The organism is Shimia sp. (assembly GCF_965227725.1).
Taxonomy (GTDB): Bacteria; Pseudomonadota; Alphaproteobacteria; order Rhodobacterales; family Rhodobacteraceae; genus Shimia.
Genome location: NZ_CBDDGH010000001.1, coordinates 543,732 through 563,562 on the forward strand (window position 1 = coordinate 543,732; position 19,831 = coordinate 563,562).

The window sequence follows — 19,831 nt, forward strand, 5'->3', positions numbered from 1 at the left end:
CGATCGTTAAAACACGTTCGACTTTGACGCAGTTCAGCATCAAAAATCCTTTCCCTTTCGGGAAGCGTTAATGTTTCGGATGCACCTTCCGCTGGCTCAGAACCAAATGCCAACGAAACGATCCGTCGCCACGATGTCTGTCACAATCCTCCTCACCTTTGTTGTCACAACTGACGACACCTCCCACTTCCGCGAGACCATTTCTGTGCTGGCCAATCAGGTGCAACGCATGCCCGGCGCGCTGCGCTATGCGGTGTTTCAGGGCAAAGACGATCCGAATTATTTTCACGTGCATCAGGTCTGGGCCAACCGGGAATGCTATCAGGCCTATATCAACAGCGAAGAGGCCGACCGCGCGTTTGTCACGCTGCGCGGCATTGTTTCGGAGCTGCTGGTCAAAGAGCTGATTCCCGTCGCCAACAGCGACAGCACACCGGTGCTGGTTGCCGGCTGATCCCTGCATTTGTCGGTGCGTTAAGCTTTGCCCCCTTCCGAAACGGGCACCTCCGCAATACAGCCGCGATACAGACGCAATACCGACGCGCCAAATCGGGTTAATTTTGCACTTTCTAGCCAAATCGGAACCCAACTCGTCCATTGCGCCTTGGCACCCTTGCTCATAGCCGTTAACAGGCTGTTTCAAAGAGGTCAGCGAAGATGAAGACACGAGATATGAACCGCGATTGGATCGCCACCGCCCGCACACTCTCCCAGGCTCTGCCTTACCTTCAGCGCTATGCTGGGGCGACGGTTGTGATCAAGCTCGGCGGCCACGCCATGGGCTCTGATGAGGCCATGGATGACTTTGCCCGCGACGTGGTTCTGATGCGTCAGGTCGGCATCAATCCAGTGGTCGTGCACGGCGGTGGCCCGATGATCAATGCGATGCTGGAACGGCTTGAAATCAAATCGGAATTTGTAAACGGCAAACGGGTCACAGATGCCGCCACCGTCGAGGTGGTGGAGATGGTCCTCTCCGGTGTTGTGAACAAACGCATCGTCTCTGCGATCAACCGTCAGGGCGGCAAGGCCGTGGGTCTGTCCGGCAAGGACGCCAACCTGATGATCTGCGATCAGACCAACGCAGATCTCGGCTTTGTCGGCACCCCGGCAGAGATGAACCCTGCGATTTTGCACGAACTTTTTGCCAATGACACCATCCCGGTGATTGCACCTTTGGGCGGTGGCCGTGATGGCGAGACCTTCAACGTGAACGGCGACACCGCCGCGGGCGCCATCGCCGGCGCACTGGCTGCGGACCGCCTCCTGCTGCTCACCGATGTGGCTGGCGTCAAGAACGGCGAAGGCGAAGTCCTGACCGAGCTGAAAGCCCAGCAAATTCGCGACCTTATCGCAGAAGGCGTGATCGCGGGCGGCATGATCCCCAAGACCGAAACAGCGCTGGCCGCCATTGATCTTGGCGTGCGCGCTGCGGTCATTCTGGATGGCCGCGCCCCCAACGCCTGCCTTCTGGAGCTGTTCACCGAACATGGTGCAGGCTCCATTATCCGCGCGGATTGAACCCGATTGGGGCGCAAATAACCGCGCCCCATTTCTCCGCTTGAGCCAACCAGACAGCCTGTGCATTCTGAACGGGAGCGAACGCCTTGCGCAAAGCCGCGCAACGGCCGCGAACCTGTGGTATTGTCATGCACAAGCTGAACATCTCTCACCCCAATCCCGCCGCCACATGAGCTACCGCGCGATTGAAAAAGCCGCGAAAAAGGCTGGCCTGCTCACAATGGGCGCAGCGCATGTCCGAAATCTAACGGGCGTTGCCAGTGATCCGTCAACTGTGGTGCTCTTGGGCACGGGCGCGGCGTTCTGGCCCATCTTCGCTGCCTCTCGCGAAGGTCAGGACGGGCATCCCCACCCTGTCGACCGATGGTCCAAGCGCATCGTCGGCACACTCGCGGATCAGTTTGACGCCACAACCGCCTATCCGTCAGACGGGCCGCCCTACCCGCCCTTCATTTCATGGGCCTTGAAGACAAACCGATTTTTCCTCAGCCCCGTAGGCATGATGGTGCATGACACGGTTGGCTTGATGATCTCCATTCGCGGCGCGCTGCTCTTTGACACAGAGCTTGTGATCCCCACTGCTGATCTTGCCTCCCCCTGCGCGGTTTGCGAAGCTCCTTGCACCACCGCCTGCCCTGTGGGTGCGCTCTCCGCTGAGGCCCCTTACGACGTCACTGCCTGCCACGGCTACCTCGACACCCCAGAGGGCCAGAGCTGCATGTCACAAGGCTGCCACGCCCGCCGCGCCTGCCCGGTCTCCGCCGGAGCCGCTCGCACAGACGCCCAATCGGCCCTTCACATGAAAGCGTTCCACCCATGAGCCGCACCCTGATCCTGATGCGCCACGCCAAATCAAGCTGGGATGACTTCAATCAACCCGATCACGCCCGCCCCCTCAATAAGCGCGGACGCGCCTCAGCCCATGCTCTCGGCAAATGGTTGGCCCTTCAGGCCCTACTGCCGCAGGAAGTCCTCTGCTCCAGCTCAGAGCGCACCCGCGAAACGCTGGATCGTCTCACACTGCCAAACAGCCCGAAAGTCAGCTATCTGGATGCGCTCTATCACGCGCCCGCTGACACCATGCTGCACAGCCTGCGCGCCGCCAGTCAGCCCACGGTGCTTATGATCGGTCACAATCCGGGCATCGCCTATTTTGCAGATCAGCTTGCAGCAAAAGACCCAGACCATCCCCGCTTCCATGACTATCCCACGGCTGCGACTACGATCTTTCATTTTGATCTAAAGGACTGGAAAGACGTGCAATACGGGGCTGGGGATGTGGTCGACTTCGTCATACCCCGCGAGTTGATGGCACGCGATTCAGACCTCTAGGCATAGAAAAAGGCGGGGATGGCCCCGCCTTTCCAATGTCTCGTTTGCGCAGAAATCAGTGACCGAGAATCTGGCTCAGGAACAGTTTGGTCCGTTCGCTCTTCGGGTTGTTGAAGAACTCTTCCGGCTCGTTCTGCTCCACGATCTGGCCTTGGTCCATGAAAATCACGCGGTTCGCCACCTGACGGGCAAAGCCCATCTCGTGGGTCACACACAGCATGGTCATGCCTTCTTCCGCGAGCTCGATCATGGTGTCGAGCACCTCTTTGATCATCTCAGGGTCAAGCGCTGAGGTCGGTTCGTCAAACAGCATGATGCGTGGTTTCATGCAGAGCGAGCGGGCAATCGCCACACGCTGCTGCTGACCACCGGACAGCTGGCCCGGATACTTCAGCGCCTGATCCGGAATCTTCACCTTCTCAAGGAAGTGCATCGCGATCTCTTCGGCTTCTTTCTTGGGTGTCTTGCGAACCCAGATCGGCGCCAGCGTGCAGTTCTCCAGAATGGTCAGGTGCGGGAACAGGTTGAAGTGCTGAAAGCACATGCCAACTTCCGATCGGATTTTGTCGATGTTTTTCAGGTCGTTGGTCAGCTCGATCCCATCCACGACGATGTCGCCCGACTGGTGCTCTTCCAGACGGTTGATACAGCGGATCAGAGTGGATTTACCGGAGCCCGAAGGCCCCGCAATCACGATCCGCTCACCTTCGTTGACGGTCAGGTTGATGTCCCGCAACACGTGGAAACTGCCGTACCACTTGTTCATGTTGGAGATTTGAATCGCAACCTGGTCACTCACATGCATCTTGGAGCGGTCGATCGCGCGGTCGGTCATAAGTTCAGACATGGGTGAACTCCTTATTTGTGCCCAGTATGAAGCTTACGCTCCAGATACATGGAATAGCGGGACATGCCGAAGCAGAAGATGAAGAACAGGAATGCAATGAAAGCAAAGAGCTCCCAATAGATACCGTTCCACGCAGAGTCGGCCCGAATGGCGTTGGACAGCCCCAATGGATCAAGCAGGCCGATGATCGACACCAGCGTGGTATCTTTGAAGATACCAATGAACGTGCTCACAATACCTGGGATCGAGATCTTCAGTGCCTGCGGCATGATGATCAGTCGCTGCGCCTGCCAATAGTTCAGCCCCAAAGAGTCAGCGCCTTCATATTGACCTTTCGGCAATGCCGCAAGGCCACCACGGATCACCTCAGCCATATAGGCCGCGGCAAACAGGGTCACCATGATCAGCACCCGTAGGATGATGTCAAACTCCGTGCCCGGCGGCAGGAAGATGTTGAGCAACACAGAAGCCACGAACAGCAGAGTGATCAGCGGAACGCCACGGATGAACTCGATAAAGCCGACGCAGAGCGCCTTCAGGATCATCAGGTCAGACTGTCGTCCCAGCGCCAGGAAGATACCAATTGGCAACGAGGCACCAATTGCCACAACACCGATCAGGATCGACAGCATAAAGCCACCAAACTTACGGCTTTCCACTTCCGGGATGGAAATCGAAATCACAGATTCCAGACCTGCCGCTGCGCTGCCAGCCAGGAACAGCCACCAGATCACCGGCACGGCAATCGCCGCGATGATCGCCACCAGCTCACCCGCAATTGGCGCGAGGATACGGTAGGCCAGATAACCAATACCGAAACCGGCTGCGGCCATCAAAGGCCCCCAAATCGATCCACCCCACATCAGCCAAGGCATCAGGAAGGGATAAGCTACTGTCACGATCAACAGCTGGCGCGGAACTTTGGTGAACAGCACAGGCGCAATCGCCAGAAGCAACAGAACAAACGCAAGGTTTGGACGGAAGTATGCTGGCAGTGCCCCCTCGGTGGCGCCAAACACCACATCCGGTGTCGCCGGATAAGGTGGGTAGAAACCATACAGAAGCTGGAGCCAGCGGTCGTTGATCACCGCCCAGCAGGCATGCCCGTGGGTCGACGCCCAGGTGGCTTCCATGATCTCACGGCATTCGGTCAGCGAGGAGGCATTCCAAACGGATTGGAACACCCACGGCAGCAGACCGGACAGCACGTAGTAAATGAACGCCAGCGACAGCAGCGTCAGGGCGCTGTTGACGACACCGTCAAAAAGGTTTGCGCGTGCCCATCCAATGACCCCAACAGAGTTTGCTGGAGGCTCCTTTTCCGGGAGCATTTCGGTGCGGACAAAAGACATGTCACTCATTTTATCTCTCCACCAATTTCACGCGGTTGTTGTACCAGTTCATCACGGCGGAAATGCTCAGCGAGATGATGAGGTAACAGGCCATCAGCATCAGAACACATTCCAACTCGCGGCCGGTCTGGTTCATTGTGATGCCGCCCAGCGTGCCGGTGATGTCCATATAACCCACCGCAATCGCCAGAGAGGAGTTCTTGGTGAGGTTCAGGTAGTTGGAAATCATTGGCGGAATGATCACACGCAGGGCTTGCGGCAGGATCACTAGACGCATCGTCTTACCGGGGCGCAGCCCCAATGCATTCGCTGCCTCGGTCTGACCATGGCTGATCGCCATGATACCACCACGCACGATTTCTGCGATAAAGGCTGCGGTATAAAGGCTTAGCGCCAGCCACAAAGCAATCAGAGAGTTACGAAGGTGGGTGCCGCCCTGGAAGTTGAAGCCCTTCAGCGCAGGATAGCCAAGGTGAAAACCAAGCGCATAAAGCACCACAATAAGCGGCACGAAGAAGATGGCGAGGTTTTTCCAAAGCGTATTTGGACGGTCACCGGTGGATTCCTGAATACGCTTGGCCTGCGCATTCACGGTCCGAATGCCAAAGATAGAAGCCACAACGACCGCCAAGATCAGCATCAGATCCAGCGAGATGTCAAAGCGCATCGAGGAGGTGCCAAACAGATGGATGTTGCCCAGCGAATTGGAGAACAGCGGCTCCGGCACATAAACGCCCCGGTTTGTCACAGCAACGGTGTCAAACAGGTTCATTGTGGCGGAGGGATTCTCGCCGCGGAAAGCGCGTGGTGCAGGCAGGCTCTCAATCAGGATGGCCATCGCCAGCACGATCCATAGCAGAACCGGCACGTTGCGGAACATCTCCACATAGACGGTCATGATTTTGGCAACGATCCAGTTTTTGGAGAGGCGCAACACCCCAACAAAAACACCGATGATCGTGGCTGTGATACAGCCAAGCAGCGCCACCAATAGCGTGTTCAGCAGGCCCAGAAAGGATGCGCGCAAATGGGTGTCGCGGCTGGAATATTCCAGCAGGCGTTGATTGATGTCGTAGCTGGCTGGTTCCATGAGGAAACCGAACTCGGGCTGTTTGCCCAGGGTGTTCAGGTTCACCATGGTGTTGTTGATCAGCCATGCTGCCAAAAGCATGAAGCCAATCATCGCGACAGCCTGGATCGTCAAAGAGCGATACCGGGTGTCGTAGATCAACATCGACAGCCGGAACGACTCCTTGGGAGGGTCGGTCAAAGTGGTCATATGGGATCTTCCCGTTCCTCGGCCGATTATAAGGTGGCGTCGCTATGCGCCGTGGCCGATTATTGTTGTGGTTCACATAATGTGAGGAGGGCGCGGAATTCCTCCCGCGCCCCCTGTGTTCGGTATCTTACCGGAATGGCGGGGAGTAGATCAGGCCGCCATCGGTCCACTGAGCGTTCAGGCCGCGGGCCAGACCGATCGGAGTGGCTTCGCCGATGTTGGATTCAAACAGCTCGCCGTAGTTGCCGCCCGCCATGATGGCGTTCTTGGCCCACGCAGCGTCCAAACCCAGCATCTCGCCGAGAGTACCTTCGGTACCCAGCAGACGGTTCACTTCAGGGTTGTTGGTGCCTGCAGCCATCTCTGCGATGTTTGCGGAGGTCACGCCCAGCTCTTCTGCAGTGATCAGAGCGTTCAGGGACCAGCGAACCACGTCACCCCAGTTGTCGTCGCCGTGACGAACCAGCGGGCCGAGAGGCTCTTTGGAGATGATTTCTGGCAGCAGAACGTGCGCAGATGGGTCTTCAAAAGTTGCACGAGTCGCCGCGAGGCCGGATGCATCGGTGGTGTACACGTCACATGCGCCAGCCAGATACTGCTGCTGCGCTTCTGCGTTGGTTTCGATTGGAACCGGCTCGTAGCTGATGTTGTTGGAACGGAAGAAGTCCGCCAGGTTCAGCTCGGTGGTGGTGCCGGTTTGGATACAAACGGTTGCGCCGTCCAGTTCCTTCGCAGAGGACACGCCCAGCTCTTTGGGAACCATGAAGCCCTGACCGTCATAGTAGTTCACGCCTACGAAGGTGAACTTCAGGTCGACGTCGCGGCTGAAGGTCCAGGTGGTGTTACGCGCCAGCATGTCGATCTCGCCGGACGCCAGAGCGGTGAAACGGGTTTTACCGGTGGTTGGTACGAATTCAACCGCGGTCGGGTCGCCCAGAACAGCACCAGCAACCGCACGGCATACGCCTACGTCAAAGCCCTTCCACTCACCGTTTGCATCTGGTGCAGCAAAGCCAACCAGACCAGTGGTAACGCCACAGTTCAGCTTGCCGCGCGCTTTCACATCGTCAAGCGTGCCAGCAGCTGCAGCACCGGCCGCCAGGCCAGCGACAGTCAGCGCACCAAAAACTACGGATTTTTTCATTTTTACCTCTTCCTGTTTACCCACCCTTTCACAGGTGGTTTTGGCCACTCCCGGCCTAGAATGATGTGTTGAGACAACACCCCCCTCACATCTGGGGTTAGTGTGGTCGCATTCATCGCCAAACGTCAAGAGGTCCATCACGCATTACAATCAATGCTTGCGTGAATGTTAATTCCGCCTTGTTTGCCGGGGTTTCTGACTAGGAATTACTCAGTTTGAAGAAGCGGTAAGCATTTTCAAATGCTTGGAATTTCTTCTCTGCTTCCAGGGCTGCGTCTTCATCGCGGCCCCATTGTTCTTCCTGCCAGATTTCGTCGATTCTGGAGAGTTTCCAAAGCGCTTCGATTTCCTGCAGATCGCGGGTTGCGGCGAATCCGATAATCAGTGAACCGGAGATGCCAACCAGATCGTGGAAAGCAGCCAGTTCAAAGTTATCAAAACGGTGGACCTCTTGGGACAAAACGGCAAGCGCTGCCGGGTCTTGCGCTTCAAACATGACCCCTGCCACAGGCTTCAGACGTGCGCCGAAAATCTCTGCCGCCCAATCAAGCAGCGGGTCCCACGCCTCTGCCTGCCGAGCGATCAACTCCTCAGGCGACGTGGCCCGGTAGCACAAAAGGTCACTACCGCCATATTCTGCCAACATATCAGCGACTTCCGCATGCTGAATGGCCACTTTGTCAATCGCTGCATTGGCCGAACGTGTCACCGGCATGGTGTTGGGATCAATCTCGCCGTCTTGCGCATTCCATTCGGCAGCCATGGCCTTTGCCATCGCCTCCGTTGGCACCACCAAAGCCGCTTTCGCAGGCGTTTTGACGGCGCGCCCGTCCAAGAACACCCCGAAGCCGCCCTCGACTGCCGCAACAGTTGTTTCTGTCCAAAACCGCTTTTTTGCCCATCCGCTCATGACTGAAGCTCCCAAACCTCTTCCAAGGCGCCATCCAAGGCGCCAAAATCCTCGATCAGCTGACTTGCTGCGCTAAGCCGAGCCACATCGTGGTAACCCCAACGCGCGCCAAGACCTGTCACACCCGCTGCAGCGGCCATATCCATGTCAAAACTGGTGTCGCCAATCATCACCGTTTCCGCGGCTGCCACACCTGTTTCCAGCATCGCCGTCTCGATCATGGAGGGATGCGGTTTTGACGGATGATCATCAGCAACCTGTGTGGTCACGAAATATCCTTCCAGACCATGGCCAGCGATGAGCTTATCGAGACCTCTGCGGGATTTCCCGGTGGCCACCCCCAGCAGAACATCATCGCGGGCGCGCAGTCGTGTCAGAGCCTCATAAGCACCGGGATAAAAAGGCGATGACTGCGCCGCTCCCTGGCTGGCCCGCAAGTGCATATAAGCCGCCTTATAGCCATCAACCAGCCGAACACGCTGCGCAAGCGCGTACTCCGGCACCAGCTTAAACATCGCAACATCCAATGACAGCCCAACGATGCCAAGTATGGCCTCGCGTGCGGGTGCTTGAAGCCCCTCCTCCGCAAAGGCTTGGCACATCGAAGCCACTATGAGCCCCTGACTGTCCACCAGCGTCCCATCCACATCAAAAATCACAAGTTTCAAGCGCTCTGAGCCTCCTGCCTTGGTGCCTTTGCTTCACCACGGACCATGCAGAAGGTCAAGCATCCTCCGCATAGGCACCGGAGGAATAGGTCAGCTCGTAAGAGTGGCTATAGAGCTCAACCAGATTGCCAAACGGATCCTCGCAATAGACCATGCGGTAAGGCTTCTGGTCGGGATAATAGTACCGCACCTGCTGCATGCGTTGCTTGCCGCCAAGGGCCTCGATCCGTTTCACCCGCTCTTCCAAATCGCTGTCCTGCAAGCAGAAGTGAAATATCCCTGGTTTCCAATAGTCAAATGGCGGGGGCGCATCGTCGGTCTTGGGGAATTCAAACAACTCGATGCCGACGCCATCTCCGGTCGACAAATGCGCGATACGAAAACGGCCCCAACCGGGGCCGAACACATCATCACACATCTCACCAATCGCGCTGCTGTCCTGCAGCACCTCGCTGGGCGGCATCAGCAGATAGAGATCAAAGGCCTTGGTGTAAAACTCAACGGCGCGGTCAAGATCGGGTACAGTGATACCAATATGGGAAAACGATACAGCCGGCATGAGCCTCTCCTTTCAAATAGATGCGTATCAAAAACGTCATGGAATGCCTCAGGCATGCCATGTCAGCTGATACGCACCATATCAAAGAGAGGATGAAACCGCCTTAGCGCAGGCTTTCAAACGGATCATCCGCGGCAAGGTCCTCAGACCAGCCAAAGGTGTCCCAAGTGTGGGCCATATGCTCCGGCAACTCAGCCGTGACGGTGACCTGCTTGCGGGTCACAGGATGCTCAAACGTCATGCTGCGCGCGTGCAGATGCAGTTTGTTGGAGATGATCCCGCCAAGCTTCGCGCCCCAGCCATCGCCGAGGTTTTCCTGACCGGAGCCGCCATATTTCCCATCGCCAACAATGGGATGACCGATCTCCGCCATATGGGCGCGCAGCTGGTGTGTCCGCCCGGTGATGGGCTCCATCGCCACCCAAGCGGCGCGGCCCGCGACACGATACAAAGTGGCGTATTGGGTGATGGCACGTTTGGCACCCGGAGTGCGCTCGACTTCGCGCGGGTGCACGGCGATCATCTTCTCGCCCTCGCCACGTGCGCCATGACCACCGGCTTTGACCAAACCATATTTGATTTCGCCGAGATACGGCGTTGGCACCCCCGCCACGACCGCCCAGTAGATTTTGCGTGTCTGTTTGTGCCGCATCGCCTCTGTCAGAGCCTGCGCCACTTGGCGCGTGCGCGCCAGCAGCAAGACGCCGGAGGTGTCTTTGTCCAGACGGTGCACCAGCCGTGGTTTTTCCTCAAAGCCGAACTTCAGCGCCTCTGCCAAGCCATCCACATGGCGGGTCTGCTTGCTGCCGCCCTGTGTTGGCAGCCCTGGCGGTTTGTTCAGCGCGATGATCTGATCATCACGGTAAATGATACAGCTCTGGATCAGTTTCTCGTCAGCAGCTGACACACGCGTTTTTGCGGGTGCTGCAGGTTTCTCCCCCGGAGCTGGCAGCGGCGGCACGCGCACAGACTGCCCCTCTTCCAGACGGGTATTGGCCTTCACACGCCCCCCATCCACGCGGATCTCACCTTTGCGGCACATCTTTTCGATCTGCCCCTGCCCAACATGGGCAAACTTGCGCTTGAACCAGCGGTCCAGCCGTTGATCCCCTTCGCCCGCTTCCACGGTCACAGTCTGCACCCGGCTCATGCCAAAAGCCCTCTCGTCAAAATCATACCTAGCATCAGCGCGCCCACCGCACCGATCACCGAAACCGCCACATAGATTGCAGCCGCGCCATAGTCCCCGCGTTCCACCAGCGTCACTGTCTCAAGCGAGAACGCCGAAAACGTGGTGAAACCGCCCAGCAGCCCGGTCATCACCAGAGGCGAATAATGCGTCAGGCCACGCTGCGCCGCCACCACGACAAACGCCCCCATCAAAAAGTAGCCAATGACGTTTACCGTGATAATCGCCAGCGGAAAGCCATTCCAGAACCCCTGCCCGACCAGGCGCACAACGCCCAGCCCGACCAGATAGCGCAGGGCGGCACCAATCGCGCCACCGACAGCCACATATGTGAGGTTCAAAATCATCCGGCGTCTCTCTGCCCTTCCACGCCCAATGTCAAGAAAACAAGCCTTTTTCCCGCGTGAAATTTCCCGCGCTCAACTGGTGCCTCAGCTGCCTCGCTGGCTGCGCAGCTTCGCAAAATAGTCGAGACGCCTTTTTAACTCGCGCTCATAGCCGCGCTCCACCGGCGTATAGAGAACAGGCCGCTTGAGCCCTTCCGGGAAGTAATTCTGCCCGGAAAACCCATGTTCGGCATCATGATCATACTGGTAGCCCGCTCCATAGCCCTGCTCTGCCATTAGCGAGGTAGGCGCGTTCAGAATATGCTTGGGCGGCGGCTCAGAGCCTGTCTGTTTCGCCAAGGCCCGCGCCGCCTTGTAGGCCGCATACCCCGCGTTGGTTTTTGGCGCGAGGGCCAGGTAGATCACGGCCTGCGCGAGCGCCAGCTCCCCCTCGGGGCTGCCCAAACGCTCATATGTCTCCCAGGCATTCAAACAGACACCCTGCGCCTGTGGATCCGCCAAAGCGATGTCTTCGCACGCCATGCGTGTGATGCGCCGGGCCAGAAACCGAGGATCTTCGCCCCCCTCCAGCATCCGCGCAAACCAATAAAGCGCGGCATCAGGATCAGATCCTCGCACCGATTTATGCAGCGCGGATATGAGGTTGTAATGCTCGTCACCGGACTTGTCGTATTTTGCAGCGCGCCGCATCAGCCGCGTGGCCAAAGCCTCACTGTCCAGCTTGCCATTCACAGTCCAAGCCGCCACCTGCTCAACCAGATTGAGAAGCACGCGACCGTCCCCATCGGCCATCTCAAGCAGCGCCTCACGCGCCAGCCCGTCCAGAGGCAGTGCTTTGCCGAGCTCTTGTTCCGCCCTTTGTGCCAACCGTTCCAGATCCGCGAGGCTCAGACGCTCCAGCACCAACACCTGTGAGCGGCTCAAAAGCGCGGCATTGAGCTCAAAAGACGGGTTTTCGGTGGTTGCGCCGACCAGCAGGATTGTACCGTCTTCCATATGCGGCAAAAATCCGTCCTGCTGAGCTTTGTTGAAGCGATGGATCTCATCAACAAACAACAGCGTGCCCTGCCCGTTTTGGCGACGGATCTTGGCCGCCTCAAAGACTTTGCGCAGCTCCGGAACACCTGTGAAAATCGCACTGATCTGCACAAAATGCAGGTCCGTCTCATCCGCAAGAAGCCGCGCAATCGTGGTCTTGCCGACACCGGGCGGCCCCCAGAACACCAGCGATGACAAAGAGCCAGAGGACAACATCACGCCCAATGGCGCCTCTGCCCCCAAAACCTGCGCCTGCCCGATCACCTCAGAGAGCGCTTGCGGGCGCAACCGGTCCGCCAAAGGCCGGGACGCGTCGGCAACAGGTGCCGCGGGAATGTCCGCTGCTGGAGAGTCAAAAAGATCGGCCATCAGATGCCCTTGCGCCTTTAGAGTCGGAACCGCATCACCAACCGCTGGGTGCCGCGTTGAACTTCCAACGTAAGCCTGTTGCGCACAGCGCGCAAAGCCTTGTCGGCATCAGAGGTGGTGAGAATGTCTTTGCCGTCAATCACTCGCAACACATCACCCGGGCGTAACCCCAAACGCGCACCAATTTCGCCGGGGTTCTCGACGATCACCCCTTCTGCGCTCAACGGCAGACCAAAGCTGCTAAGAACCGCCGGGTTGATATTTGAAATCACCAGATCCGGGATCGCAGCCCGACGGCCTGTGGTCAGTTGATCGCGCGGCGGGGTTTCCGGGGCGATTGCCATTTTGACCTTGCGGGTCTGCTCGGCCCCTTCGCGCACCATCAAAACATCAACTTCACTGCCCAATCCAGCGACCGACATGCGGAAGATCATTTCCGCGGGCGTGTTCACGGGCTGGCCATCCAGCTCCAAGATCACGTCCCCTGGTTCAAACTCTGCCTGCAGAAACGGGCTGACGGCATGCAGGTCGGTGATCACGATACCGCCGGCGCGGTCCAGACCAAGCCCTTCGGCCATATCCGCGTCAACAGGCTGGCCAAACATGCCAGCCCAGGGGCGCTGAAAGCTTTCAAAACCTCCGCGGGCCTGATCCACAAACTGCGCCACAAGGCGCGCGGGTATTGCAAAGCCAATGCCATTGGATCCGCCGGAACGTGTCAGAATGGAGGTGTTGATGCCGATCAGGTCGCCATTCACATCAACCAACGCGCCCCCGGAGTTGCCCGGGTTGATGGCTGCATCGGTCTGAATGAAATATCCGCGCGCATTTCCGGTTGCCACGCCAGAGCGCGCAAGGCCCGACACAATCCCGCTGGTCACGGTCTGCCCGACACCAAAGGGGTTGCCAATCGCCATGACCAGCTCGCCGACATCCACGTTGTCGCTGTCTCTCAAGCGCAGGAACGGTAGGCCTTCAGCATCGTTCAGCTTCAGGATCGCCAGGTCGCTTTCCTCATCCGCAAGCAACACCTCTGCGGTGTATTCGCTGCGGTCATTGAGTTGCACGCGAATATCCGTGGACATGCCGACCACGTGATAGTTGGACACCACAATGCCGTCTTCTGAGAGGATCACACCGGAGCCAAGCGAGTTCTCCACGCGGGGCTGGGGGCTGCTGAAGTTGCGAAAAAACTGATCAAAAAACGGGTCACCCGAAAACGGGCTTTGCCGCGCCTGCACGACCCGCTTGGCAAAAATGTTTACGACGGCCGGTGCCGCCTGTTTCACCAAGGGCGCAAATCCGAAGGCGATGTCACTCTGCGTTTGCGGGATTTTCGTTTCGGCGACTGCGGTGGTTGAGAGACCAACTGCAAGCGCGATCAAAGCAGCGCGGATCATGCGTCTTCCTTTGTTTGTAATGTGCCCAAGATATGGCCAGCGCCTCTTGAAAATGCAAGGCCGGAAGGTCGCCGCATATGCGACGGCCTAAGCTCCCGAAAGTCCTCGGTTTTAAGGGCGAAAATCGCTTTGATATTGCCCAGTTGGTAGCCCCTGTCCGGACACCAGCAAAGCACCAAGGCGCCCAACCTCATCTGCACATTTCGCCCCCGCACCGTTGCCGCCCATCAGGGCAAACACGCGATCTGTTTGCGGATAGATCAACGGAGCCCCCTTTGGCGTGAAGCAAGTCACACAGCTGCCGTGTGAAACGCTTTCAAGCCGCAACCCCGGCATCAAATCTCGCAACTGATCAGCAAGCAGCGCTGCAACACCTGCGTCCCCCCCGCTGCGGAACCATGCCTTCATGTCGTCAACAGTGTGAAGCTCATGATCCTCCGGATCCCCCCCAATTTTGAGGTAGGTTTTGCCATCAGGATAGCGCACCGGTGGCAAAACATAGGTGTCGCGGTCCGTTCCAGGCGGGACGTAGACAAAAGACGGCATATCCTGCAGCCGCTGTGTTTCTGCAGCGTCGATCTCGAGAAAGGCAACCGTGCGTGCATAGACCCGCAAAGGCACCGGGTCTGGCAGCAGGTCTGCAGCCTTGGAAAAAGCACCACAGGCCACCACCACTTTCTGACCCGTGACTTCCGTACCGTCCGCGCAGTGAACGGTGACCGCATCCGCCCCTTCAGAAATACGCACAGCTTCGCTGCGTATCAACTGCGCGCCACTTTGCGTTGCAAGCGCGATTTCAGCCAAGACGTGTTGGCGCGGATTGATCCAGCCGCCGCCATCCTCCTCATAGAGCGCCGAAGTCCCTTCCGGAAAAGACAAATAGGGAAACCTCTCTGCGAGAGTTCCACCGGAGAAGGCCTGAAAGGCAAACCCTTCGCTCTGAGCCACCTCCAGCGTTTTTGTCAGGAACTCCGATCCAAAACCGCTGCTCGCACCAACCATAAGCGCCCCAACAGGGGCGTGAAACCGATGCCCGCTGCGCGCCTCCATGTCTGCATAACGCGCCATTGAGGCCTGCGCCAATCGGGACCAATCCGCATCACTCGCCAGACGGCGGGTGATCCGTGCCTCATCATAGTGGCTGGCAAAGACGCCGGTGTGGCTTGAAGCGTCCTGCGGCTCATCCGGCCCAACAAGGACGGTGGCAAGACCCATTTCACTCAGATGACGCGCACATGCACTGCCCCAAGGGCCTGCGCCAACCACAATCACATCCGCGCTCATCCCGCCGCCCCTTCCTGTTCCGTGATCTTTCCATCCGATCACTCAGTCTTTGGCGCACCATGCCGCCACAAACAGCGGAAGACCATCGCATAATTCAAATCCAGCGTCGGCAGCAAACGGACAAAAAAAGACCCCCACCAAAATGGCGGGGGTCCAGTCATTCGGTTGTTCCGAATGGGATTTATTCTTCGGCGGCTTCTTCAGCTGCCACGCGAGCCTTGTCGGCCGCGCCTTTTGCATCAACGTCACGGTCCACGAATTCGATGATTGCCATCGGTGCCATGTCGCCATAGCGGAAGCCGGCTTTCATGATGCGGATGTAACCACCTTTACGCTCTGCGTAGCGTGGGCCCAGAACGTCGAACAGTTTTGCAACATACTGGTCTTCTTTCAGACGAGCAGCTGCCTGACGACGCGCGTGCAGGTCGCCGCGCTTTGCAAGGGTGATCAGTTTTTCAACGATCGGACGCAGTTCTTTTGCCTTTGGCAGGGTGGTCTTGATCTGTTCGTGTTCGATCAAAGAGCCCGCCATGTTGGCAAACAGAGCTTTACGGTGTTCGTGAGTACGGTTCAGGCGGCGATAGCCACGAGCATGACGCATTTGATTTCTCCTAATTCGCGTTTTGCTTTGTCAGACCAGTGATGCGTGTCACCGGTTCACCTTGGGGCGCTTGGCCCAGCTTTCCCCGGCAGGTCCGGGCATTTGTAAGACGGGCGGGGTCGCCCCCCGCCCAAAACCTTAGAAGTTGTCTTCGAACTTCTTGGCCAGATCTTCGATGTTGTCTGGTGGCCAGTCCTCAACGTCCATGCCGAGGTGCAGCCCCATGCCGGACAGCACTTCTTTGATCTCGTTCAGAGACTTGCGACCGAAGTTCGGTGTGCGCAGCATCTCTGCTTCGGTTTTCTGGATCAGATCACCGATGTAAACGATGTTGTCGTTCTTCAGGCAGTTTGCAGAACGCACAGACAGTTCCAGCTCGTCCACTTTCTTCAGCAGAAGCGGGTTGAACTCCAGACCATCATCTTCTTCCTGACGGCCAGCAGATTCAGGCTCATCAAAGTTCACGAAGATGGACAGCTGATCCTGAAGGATACGCGCAGCATAAGCCACGGCGTCTTCAGGTGTGATCGAACCGTCGGTGTCGATCTTCATGGTCAGCTTGTCATAGTCCAGAACCTGACCTTCACGGGTCGGCTGAACGTCGTAGGACACTTTTTTGACCGGGGAGTAGATCGCATCGATCGGCATCAGGCCGATTGGCGCGTCTTCCGGCTTGTTTTTGTCCGCAGACACATAGCCTTTGCCAGTGTTCACAGTCAGCTCCACGTAGAGGTCTGCACCATCGTCGAGGTGGCAGATCACGTGGTCTTTGTTCAGAACTTCGATACCAGCGCTGTCGCTGATGTCACCAGCCGTTACAACACCTGGACCTTTTGCATTGATGGACAGACGCTTAGGGCCTTCCACTTCCATGCGCAGGGACACGCCCTTCAGGTTCAGGATGATGTCGGTCACGTCTTCACGCACACCGGCAACGCTGGAGAATTCATGCAGAACATTGTCGATCTGTACGCTGGTGATGGCAGCGCCTTGCAGGCTGCTCATCAGAACGCGGCGCAGCGCGTTGCCCAGTGTCAAACCAAAACCACGCTCCAGCGGCTCTGCCACAACAGTGGCCTGGCGCGCGGGGTCGTTGCCCGGCTTTACTTCAAGCTGGGTAGGCTTGATCAATTCTGCCCAATTCTTGTGGATCATGCGTCCCTCCATTCTTGTCTAGCTCCCATGTTCCAAAAAGAACCAGACGCCCGAGGTTTAAAAATGACGAATGGGGCCGTGCGGAAACACGCGGCCCCAAGGTAATTCACTGTCGCTTAGACGCGGCGACGCTTTGGTGGGCGGCAGCCGTTGTGAGCGATCGGGGTTACATCACGGATAGAGGTGATGTTGAAGCCGATTGCGGCCAGAGCGCGCAGAGCGGATTCACGGCCAGAACCTGGGCCCTGAACTTCCACTTCCAGCGTTTTAACGCCGTGCTCTTGAGCTTTTTTGCCCGCATCTTCTGCAGCCATCTGAGCAGCATAAGGCGTGGACTTACGGGAGCCCTTGAAGCCCATGGTGCCAGCAGAGGACCAGGAGATCGCGTTGCCCTGAACGTCAGAGATCAGGATCTTGGTGTTGTTGAAAGAGCTGTTCACGTGCGCAACGCCGGAGGCGATGTTCTTACGCTCTTTTTTCTTCGTACGAGTCTTATCGCGTGCCATTGATCAAACCCTCCCTTACTTCTTCTTACCGGCGATCGGCTTCGCAGGACCTTTACGGGTGCGTGCGTTGGTGTGGGTACGCTGACCGCGGACCGGGAGGTTACGACGATGGCGCAGACCGCGGTAGCAGCCCAGGTCCATCAGACGCTTGATGTTCATCTGCACTTCACGACGCAGGTCACCTTCAACGGTGTAGGTCGCATCGATGTGCTCACGGATTGCCAGAACTTCTGCGTCAGACAGTTCGTTCACACGACGGGTTACGTCGATGTTTACGGATTCGCAGATTTCTTTGGCGGATGCTGGGCCAATGCCAGTGATATAAGTCAGGGCGATCGGGACCCGTTTGTGGGTCGGGATGTTAACGCCGGCGATACGTGCCACGTGTCACTTTCCTTTTTCGTTGCGGTTCCGTGGTTCCAGAACCTTTTTTCACAACGTAAGCCCGACGCAATATGCGGCCGGGCCTCAGCTGATCAGGTGATCTTGCATATTGGGTGCGACCCAAATGCAAAGAATTGATTCTCGGTTAAGAGATGAGGTGACATAGGGGGGAAAAGACCCGCGGTCAATAGCGGATCAGAGCAAAGGCTCTGGGACGCGGAAATTCCCTGCGTCCCAGCGTTTCTCCTTCAAATCTGCATCGACTGCAAGGCCTGCCCCATACGCCGTACAAGGCCATCTTCTTTGCCGCCGATCAGCACGTAGTCGTGCACCCCATCTGACCACACAGCCGAACTCAATCCTTCAAGCCGCATGGTCGCCATCGCCTCTTCGGTTTTGGCGACATCTTCACTTCGGATGATGCACAGAGCAATCGGCACACCGCTAGGAGTCGCAAACGCCAGTTGGATCAACGGCCGCCCTTCAAAACTGAGCACCTGCCCGCGCTTGTATTCCACATCGGGCAAGGCCGTGAGCTGTTCCAGGGCGATGTCTTTGCCCACCGCGGCAGATACCCGCCCCAGCTCCTCGCGCAGCTGCTCGGGGCTTTGGGAGATGTGATCGAGCGTCGCATGGGTGTAGAGCGCTTGGTAGGCGGCCACATATTCCACCCACCCCGAGGGGCTCTGATTGGTGCTCCAGCTTCCCAGACCAAATCCAACGGCCAGCGCAATACATGCCGCCATGCCAACGGCAAACACAGGCCGCTTCACAGGCGCCTTTGGCCCCACTGGCAAGGCTGCTATGGCGTCTGGGGATGGCTGCAGAAGCTCAAAGCTATCTTGCAGCGCGCCAAGATCAATCCGCAGAGCATCCAGCCGCTTGTTGAGCGCCGCATCATCCTGAAGCGCTGCCTCGATCTGGTCCACCGCAGCGAACTCACTTTCGCCATCGAGATAGGCGACAAGCTCCTCATCTGAGAAACGTCTATCTTGCACGGCTCACGTCCTTCTGATCTCTGAATTTGCGCCCCAAATTGGCGCGCGCTGTGGCAAGGCGGCTCATCACGGTGGCCAGCGGAATGTCCAGGATCTCCGCTGCGGCCTTATAGGAGTAGCCCTCAATATACACCAAAAACACGGTTGCGCGTTGTGCCTCCGGCAGATCCAACACAGATTTCAAAACCTCCTGGCGATCATAGTCGCGCTCCGGGTCCTGCTTTGGGTCCGGGATGTCCGCGGCATCGACCATCGGCATCCCGCCCTTCTTGCGCACGCGCTCCTTGCGGATCTCACTGATCCAGAGGTTATGCGTGATACGAAACAGCCAGCGATCCAGATGTGTTCCAGACCTGAACTTGCTGGCCTGCTCCATCGCACGCAGACAGGCCGCCTGCGCCAGATCATCCGCACCGTCCCTGGAGCCGGTCAGCGAAAACGCATAGCGCCAGATGCGGGGGAAGACCTCCGGAAGGCCCGCCTCCACCTCTTCTTCAGCGCTTTGTTTTCTCCAACGGTTCAGCATGGTGCGCTATTCGCAGTTTCAGCCATCATTCCTCCGTCAGCTCACTCTGCAAATAGGCCAACAGATCGTCAATCTGCTCTGGCTTTTTCAGGCCAGGGAAGGCCATGGTAGTGCCCGGCACCACGTCTTTGGGCTTGGCCAGAAACGCCGCGAGGGTCTCCGTGTCCCAGACGATGCCCGCTTGCGTCATCGGGCCGGAGTAGCGAAATCCCTCCACCGATCCGGAGGTCGCCCCAAAGACCCCATATAACGTCGGGCCAACGCGGTTGTCCTCTGGCTTCAGGCTGTGACAGGCCTTACATTTCTTGAAGACCTTTTTCCCTTTTTTGACATCCCCGTCCGCCAATGTGGTGGTGGCAAAAAGCGCGAGTGCGGTCGCCAGTATTGCTGTATTGCGCATTTCCATCTCCCTGCTGGAGATG

Annotated in this window: 23 protein-coding genes; 4 read left to right on the forward strand and 19 right to left on the reverse strand. The window is 57.7% G+C overall.

What is annotated here, in order from left to right:
* The first annotated feature begins 106 nt into the window (after positions 1–106).
* The 4 genes from ACO07T_RS02585 (at position 107) to ACO07T_RS02600 (ending at position 2,853) form a co-directional block, all read left to right on the forward strand.
* Positions 107–454 (forward strand): putative quinol monooxygenase, encoded by a 348-nt coding sequence (locus tag ACO07T_RS02585; protein WP_422048151.1) that lies wholly within the window; start codon positions 107–109, stop codon positions 452–454.
* Positions 455–657: 203 nt separating this feature from the next.
* Positions 658–1,521, forward strand: a complete 864-nt coding sequence (argB, locus tag ACO07T_RS02590; protein ID WP_209084537.1) for an acetylglutamate kinase — start codon at positions 658–660, stop codon at positions 1,519–1,521.
* 169 nt (positions 1,522–1,690) lie between these two features.
* Entirely contained in the window at positions 1,691–2,341 is a 651-nt protein-coding gene (locus ACO07T_RS02595; RefSeq protein ID WP_422048152.1) for a ferredoxin, read from the forward strand.
* Positions 2,338–2,853 carry a SixA phosphatase family protein gene (locus tag ACO07T_RS02600; protein WP_422048153.1) on the forward strand — a complete coding sequence of 172 codons (516 nt, stop codon included), beginning with the start codon at positions 2,338–2,340 and terminating at the stop codon, positions 2,851–2,853. Before ACO07T_RS02595 ends, ACO07T_RS02600 begins: the two co-directional genes overlap by 4 nt.
* Before the next feature lie 55 nt (positions 2,854–2,908).
* Here the strand turns inward: ACO07T_RS02600 and ACO07T_RS02605 are convergent, their stop codons facing one another.
* The 19 genes from ACO07T_RS02605 to ACO07T_RS02695 form a co-directional block, all read right to left on the reverse strand.
* Positions 2,909–3,700, reverse strand: a complete 792-nt coding sequence (locus ACO07T_RS02605) for an amino acid ABC transporter ATP-binding protein (RefSeq protein WP_280637730.1) — start codon at positions 3,698–3,700, stop codon at positions 2,909–2,911.
* A gap of 11 nt (positions 3,701–3,711) precedes the next feature.
* On the reverse strand, positions 3,712–5,061 hold the full coding sequence (locus ACO07T_RS02610; RefSeq protein WP_422048154.1) for an amino acid ABC transporter permease: 1,350 nt from the start codon (positions 5,059–5,061) through the stop codon (positions 3,712–3,714).
* Position 5,062: 1 nt separating this feature from the next.
* The gene (locus ACO07T_RS02615) at positions 5,063–6,331 is read right to left on the reverse strand and encodes an amino acid ABC transporter permease (RefSeq protein ID WP_422048155.1); all 1,269 of its coding nucleotides are present in this window, start codon (positions 6,329–6,331) and stop codon (positions 5,063–5,065) included.
* 127 nt (positions 6,332–6,458) lie between these two features.
* Positions 6,459–7,475: an amino acid ABC transporter substrate-binding protein gene (locus tag ACO07T_RS02620; RefSeq protein WP_209064896.1), complete on the reverse strand. Its 1,017-nt coding sequence runs from the start codon at positions 7,473–7,475 to the stop codon at positions 6,459–6,461.
* Positions 7,476–7,674: 199 nt separating this feature from the next.
* On the reverse strand, positions 7,675–8,385 hold the full coding sequence (locus ACO07T_RS02625; protein ID WP_422048156.1) for an ATP12 family chaperone protein: 711 nt from the start codon (positions 8,383–8,385) through the stop codon (positions 7,675–7,677).
* Complete coding sequence (locus ACO07T_RS02630; RefSeq protein WP_422048157.1) at positions 8,382–9,053, reverse strand: HAD-IA family hydrolase; 672 nt, start codon at positions 9,051–9,053, stop codon at positions 8,382–8,384. Before ACO07T_RS02630 ends, ACO07T_RS02625 begins: the two co-directional genes overlap by 4 nt.
* 55 nt (positions 9,054–9,108) lie before the next feature.
* Positions 9,109–9,612 carry a lactoylglutathione lyase family protein gene (locus ACO07T_RS02635; protein ID WP_422048158.1) on the reverse strand — a complete coding sequence of 168 codons (504 nt, stop codon included), beginning with the start codon at positions 9,610–9,612 and terminating at the stop codon, positions 9,109–9,111.
* A gap of 103 nt (positions 9,613–9,715) precedes the next feature.
* Entirely contained in the window at positions 9,716–10,762 is a 1,047-nt protein-coding gene (locus tag ACO07T_RS02640; RefSeq protein ID WP_422048159.1) for an RluA family pseudouridine synthase, read from the reverse strand.
* Entirely contained in the window at positions 10,759–11,148 is a 390-nt protein-coding gene (gene crcB, locus ACO07T_RS02645) for a fluoride efflux transporter CrcB (protein ID WP_422048160.1), read from the reverse strand. The genes ACO07T_RS02640 and crcB overlap by 4 nt, the downstream gene beginning before the upstream one ends.
* An 84-nt stretch (positions 11,149–11,232) precedes the next feature.
* Entirely contained in the window at positions 11,233–12,555 is a 1,323-nt protein-coding gene (locus ACO07T_RS02650; RefSeq protein WP_422048161.1) for a replication-associated recombination protein A, read from the reverse strand.
* A 17-nt stretch (positions 12,556–12,572) separates the two neighbouring features.
* Positions 12,573–13,955: a trypsin-like peptidase domain-containing protein gene (locus ACO07T_RS02655; RefSeq protein ID WP_422048162.1), complete on the reverse strand. Its 1,383-nt coding sequence runs from the start codon at positions 13,953–13,955 to the stop codon at positions 12,573–12,575.
* 111 nt (positions 13,956–14,066) lie between these two features.
* Positions 14,067–15,239, reverse strand: coding sequence for an NAD(P)/FAD-dependent oxidoreductase (locus ACO07T_RS02660; RefSeq protein WP_422048163.1), 1,173 nt, complete (start codon positions 15,237–15,239; stop codon positions 14,067–14,069).
* 181 nt (positions 15,240–15,420) lie between these two features.
* Positions 15,421–15,840 (reverse strand): 50S ribosomal protein L17, encoded by a 420-nt coding sequence (gene rplQ / locus ACO07T_RS02665; protein WP_209064880.1) that lies wholly within the window; start codon positions 15,838–15,840, stop codon positions 15,421–15,423.
* Between the two features lie 138 nt (positions 15,841–15,978).
* On the reverse strand, positions 15,979–16,995 hold the full coding sequence (locus ACO07T_RS02670) for a DNA-directed RNA polymerase subunit alpha (RefSeq protein ID WP_209078491.1): 1,017 nt from the start codon (positions 16,993–16,995) through the stop codon (positions 15,979–15,981).
* A gap of 116 nt (positions 16,996–17,111) precedes the next feature.
* Positions 17,112–17,501: a 30S ribosomal protein S11 gene (rpsK, locus tag ACO07T_RS02675; protein ID WP_209064875.1), complete on the reverse strand. Its 390-nt coding sequence runs from the start codon at positions 17,499–17,501 to the stop codon at positions 17,112–17,114.
* A gap of 15 nt (positions 17,502–17,516) precedes the next feature.
* A complete protein-coding gene (rpsM, locus tag ACO07T_RS02680; RefSeq protein ID WP_209064873.1) occupies positions 17,517–17,885 on the reverse strand; it encodes a 30S ribosomal protein S13 in 369 nt (122 codons plus the stop codon).
* Between the two features lie 248 nt (positions 17,886–18,133).
* Positions 18,134–18,883: an anti-sigma factor family protein gene (locus ACO07T_RS02685; protein WP_422048164.1), complete on the reverse strand. Its 750-nt coding sequence runs from the start codon at positions 18,881–18,883 to the stop codon at positions 18,134–18,136.
* A complete protein-coding gene (locus tag ACO07T_RS02690; RefSeq protein WP_422048165.1) occupies positions 18,873–19,409 on the reverse strand; it encodes an RNA polymerase sigma factor in 537 nt (178 codons plus the stop codon). The genes ACO07T_RS02685 and ACO07T_RS02690 overlap by 11 nt, the downstream gene beginning before the upstream one ends.
* Positions 19,410–19,434: 25 nt before the next feature.
* The gene (locus ACO07T_RS02695; protein WP_422048166.1) at positions 19,435–19,809 is read right to left on the reverse strand and encodes a c-type cytochrome; all 375 of its coding nucleotides are present in this window, start codon (positions 19,807–19,809) and stop codon (positions 19,435–19,437) included.
* Positions 19,810–19,831 lie beyond the last annotated feature (22 nt).

Excerpts from the sequence above, each read along its gene's own strand:
- ACO07T_RS02625 (WP_422048156.1), bottom strand. The coding sequence starts at position 8,385 with ATGAGCGGATGGGCAAAAAAGCGGTTTTGGACAGAAACAACTGTTGCG.
- ACO07T_RS02615 (WP_422048155.1), bottom strand. The coding sequence starts at position 6,331 with ATGACCACTTTGACCGACCCTCCCAAGGAGTCGTTCCGGCTGTCGATG.
- crcB (WP_422048160.1), bottom strand. The coding sequence starts at position 11,148 with ATGATTTTGAACCTCACATATGTGGCTGTCGGTGGCGCGATTGGTGCC.
- ACO07T_RS02660 (WP_422048163.1), bottom strand. The coding sequence starts at position 15,239 with ATGAGCGCGGATGTGATTGTGGTTGGCGCAGGCCCTTGGGGCAGTGCA.
- argB (WP_209084537.1), top strand. The coding sequence starts at position 658 with ATGAAGACACGAGATATGAACCGCGATTGGATCGCCACCGCCCGCACA.
- ACO07T_RS02695 (WP_422048166.1), bottom strand. The coding sequence starts at position 19,809 with ATGCGCAATACAGCAATACTGGCGACCGCACTCGCGCTTTTTGCCACC.
- ACO07T_RS02585 (WP_422048151.1), top strand. The coding sequence starts at position 107 with ATGCCAACGAAACGATCCGTCGCCACGATGTCTGTCACAATCCTCCTC.
- ACO07T_RS02605 (WP_280637730.1), bottom strand. The coding sequence starts at position 3,700 with ATGTCTGAACTTATGACCGACCGCGCGATCGACCGCTCCAAGATGCAT.
- ACO07T_RS02595 (WP_422048152.1), top strand. The coding sequence starts at position 1,691 with ATGAGCTACCGCGCGATTGAAAAAGCCGCGAAAAAGGCTGGCCTGCTC.
- ACO07T_RS02650 (WP_422048161.1), bottom strand. The coding sequence starts at position 12,555 with ATGGCCGATCTTTTTGACTCTCCAGCAGCGGACATTCCCGCGGCACCT.
- ACO07T_RS02610 (WP_422048154.1), bottom strand. The coding sequence starts at position 5,061 with ATGAGTGACATGTCTTTTGTCCGCACCGAAATGCTCCCGGAAAAGGAG.
- rplQ (WP_209064880.1), bottom strand. The coding sequence starts at position 15,840 with ATGCGTCATGCTCGTGGCTATCGCCGCCTGAACCGTACTCACGAACAC.
- ACO07T_RS02640 (WP_422048159.1), bottom strand. The coding sequence starts at position 10,762 with ATGAGCCGGGTGCAGACTGTGACCGTGGAAGCGGGCGAAGGGGATCAA.
- ACO07T_RS02690 (WP_422048165.1), bottom strand. The coding sequence starts at position 19,409 with ATGCTGAACCGTTGGAGAAAACAAAGCGCTGAAGAAGAGGTGGAGGCG.
- ACO07T_RS02600 (WP_422048153.1), top strand. The coding sequence starts at position 2,338 with ATGAGCCGCACCCTGATCCTGATGCGCCACGCCAAATCAAGCTGGGAT.
- rpsK (WP_209064875.1), bottom strand. The coding sequence starts at position 17,501 with ATGGCACGCGATAAGACTCGTACGAAGAAAAAAGAGCGTAAGAACATC.
- ACO07T_RS02635 (WP_422048158.1), bottom strand. The coding sequence starts at position 9,612 with ATGCCGGCTGTATCGTTTTCCCATATTGGTATCACTGTACCCGATCTT.
- ACO07T_RS02670 (WP_209078491.1), bottom strand. The coding sequence starts at position 16,995 with ATGATCCACAAGAATTGGGCAGAATTGATCAAGCCTACCCAGCTTGAA.
- ACO07T_RS02620 (WP_209064896.1), bottom strand. The coding sequence starts at position 7,475 with ATGAAAAAATCCGTAGTTTTTGGTGCGCTGACTGTCGCTGGCCTGGCG.
- ACO07T_RS02655 (WP_422048162.1), bottom strand. The coding sequence starts at position 13,955 with ATGATCCGCGCTGCTTTGATCGCGCTTGCAGTTGGTCTCTCAACCACC.